This window comes from Roseinatronobacter ekhonensis, from assembly GCF_900499075.1.
Taxonomy (GTDB): Bacteria; Pseudomonadota; Alphaproteobacteria; order Rhodobacterales; family Rhodobacteraceae; genus Roseinatronobacter; species Roseinatronobacter ekhonensis.
Genome location: NZ_UIHC01000129.1, coordinates 1 through 2,499, shown reverse-complemented (window position 1 = coordinate 2,499; position 2,499 = coordinate 1). Strand labels below are relative to the sequence as shown.

The window sequence follows — 2,499 nt, the reverse complement described above, 5'->3', positions numbered from 1 at the left end:
CTGTTGATTGCCACTGAGAATTGACCCGGCATTGTCACCGAGAACTGACCCACCCAATGGTTATGTTCTGCGTGTCATGATGGCGTCAATGCTGGTGTTTCCTTCCGTTTCTTTTTCGCTGTTTCTGAGCTGGCCTTGAAGCGGTAGCTGTCATTGCCGGTCTCCAGAATGTGGCAGCGGTGGGTGAGGCGATCGAGCAGCGCGGTGGTCATTTTGGCGTCACCAAAGACCGTAGCCCACTCGGCGAAGCTCAGGTTGGTGGTTATGATGACGCTGGTGCGCTCGTAGAGTTTGCTCAGAAGATGGAAGAGCAAGGCCCCGCCAGAGGCGCTGAATGGCAAGTACCCCAGCTCATCGAGGACCACCAAGTCGGTTTTCACCAGCGCCTCGGCGATCTTCCCGGCCTTTCCCTGGGCCTTTTCCTGCTCCAGCGCGTTGACCAGTTCGACGGTCGAGAAGAAGCGCACGCGTTTGCGATGATGCTCAATGGCCTGAATGCCGAGGGCCGTTGCGACATGTGATTTCCCGGTTCCGGGACCACCGATCAGCACCACATTCTCTGCGGCTTCTAGGAACTCACAGCGATGGAGCTGGCGGGCCAGAGCTTCCCGCATTTCACTGGCCGCGAAGTCGAAGGCGGACAAATCCTTGTAAGCGGGGAAGCGAGCGGCTTTCATGTGATACGCGATCGAGCGCACCTCTCGCTCGGCCATTTCTGCCTTGAGCAGCTGCGACAGGATCGGCATGGCAGCCTCGAATGCAGGCGCTCCCTGATCGAGTAGATCCTGCACGGCCTGCGCCATGCCTGGCATCTTCAGGCTGCGCAACATGATGATGAGGGCAGCACCCGCGGGATCATGACGCATGACGGGTTCCTTTCTGAGTGCGCAGCCCATCATAGCGCGCGACATTGGCCTCTGGCTCTTTGCTTAGTGAAAGAGCCGCTGGAGGGTTCACATCCGGCTGGTCGGTCGGTTTGCCATCCAGAAGTCTGTGGAGCAGGTTCAGAACATGGGTCTTGGTGGGAACACCCGCCTCCAAGGCCAATTCCACTGCGCAGAGCACGGCCTGTTCGTCATGTTGCAGCACCAAGGACAGGATATCGACCATTTCGCGGTCCCCGCCAGGCTGGCGCAGTATCTTCGCCTGTAACATGCGGAAGGGTTCAGGCATTTCCACGAAGGGGGCACCATTGCGCAGCGCTCCGGGCTTGCGCTGAACCACAGCAAGATAATGGCGCCAATCATAGATGACGCGCCCCGGCTGGCGGTGCGACCGGTCGATGATGCGCTCATGCGTGCAAATCACATGCCCCTCGGTGACAACCATCAACCGCTCAGGGTAAATGCGCAGACTGACAGGGCGGTTCGCAAAACTGGCGGGCACAGAATAACGGGTACGATCAAAGTTGATCAGGCAGGTCGGCGAGACGCGCTTTCTTTCCTCGACAAAGCCATCGAACATTGTGGGGAGCGGCATAAGCGCTGGCTTCTCAGCCTCCCACACATCGGCGATGCTTCCAGGCAACCTGCCATGGGCCGTCTCAGCCCACAGCAGCTTGCAGCGCTCTTCCAGCCAGTCATTCAGCGCGCCCAGATCCGGAAAGGCCGGCATCAGCTGCCACATGCGATGGCGCGCGTCGCGCACATTCTTCTCGACCTGCCCTTTCTCCCATCCTGCGGCCGGGTTACAGAACTCGGGATCGAAGACATAATGACTGGTCATCGCCGTGAACCGCGCATTCACATCGCGCTTCTTACCAAGTCCAACTTTGTCGACGGCGGTCTTCATGTTGTCATAGATCCCGCGACCCGGGACGCCTTCGAAGACGCGGAAGGCATGCCAATGCGCGTCAAACAGCATCTCATGCGTTTGCAGCAGATAGGCCCGAACCAGAAAGGCGCGACTGTGCGAGAGCTTGATATGCGCGACCTGCAGCTTGATGCGCTCGCCACCGACATAGGCCCAGTCCTCGCTCCAGTCGAACTGGAACGCCTCGCCAGGTGCAAACACCAGCGGCACGAAAGTTCCCCGATCCGTCGTGTGATACGCGCGCTGCCGTTCGCCTTTCCATTCCCGAACGAAGGCCGCAACGCGCTCGTAGGAACCGTCATATCCCAGATTCACCAAATCGGCGTGCATCAGCTTCGCCGTCCGGCGCTCTTTGCGTGATTTGCGCTGATCCGAAACCAGCCAGGCTGTCAGCTGTTTGGCATACGGATCCAGCTTGCGCGGACGAGCCGGCGTCTGGAACGCTGGCTCAACGATCCCCTCTCGTAGATACTTCTTGATCGTGTTGCGCGAAATACCCGTGCGCCGAGCAATCTCGCGAATAGGCATCTTGTCTCGCAGCGCCCATGTCCTGATAACCTTCAAAAATCCCATGTCGATCACTCCAAATGCCCCCAGCTGGTTCAAGCCGGGGCAAGGTTGCACATGGGTCAATTCTCAGTGACAATTTTGGCCGCTGCCGGGTCAATTCTCATTGGCAATCAACAA

2 protein-coding genes are annotated in these 2,499 nt (G+C 58.7%); both read right to left on the bottom strand.

What is annotated here, in order from left to right; genetic code table 11:
* Positions 1-74 precede the first annotated feature (74 nt).
* On the bottom strand, positions 75-866 hold the full coding sequence (istB, locus tag ROE7235_RS19280; RefSeq protein WP_121097608.1) for an IS21-like element helper ATPase IstB: 792 nt from the start codon (positions 864-866) through the stop codon (positions 75-77).
* Complete coding sequence (gene istA, locus ROE7235_RS19275) at positions 856-2,385, bottom strand: IS21 family transposase (protein WP_121097605.1); 1,530 nt, start codon at positions 2,383-2,385, stop codon at positions 856-858. The genes istB and istA overlap by 11 nt, the downstream gene beginning before the upstream one ends.
* Between the last annotated feature and the right edge of the window lie 114 nt (positions 2,386-2,499).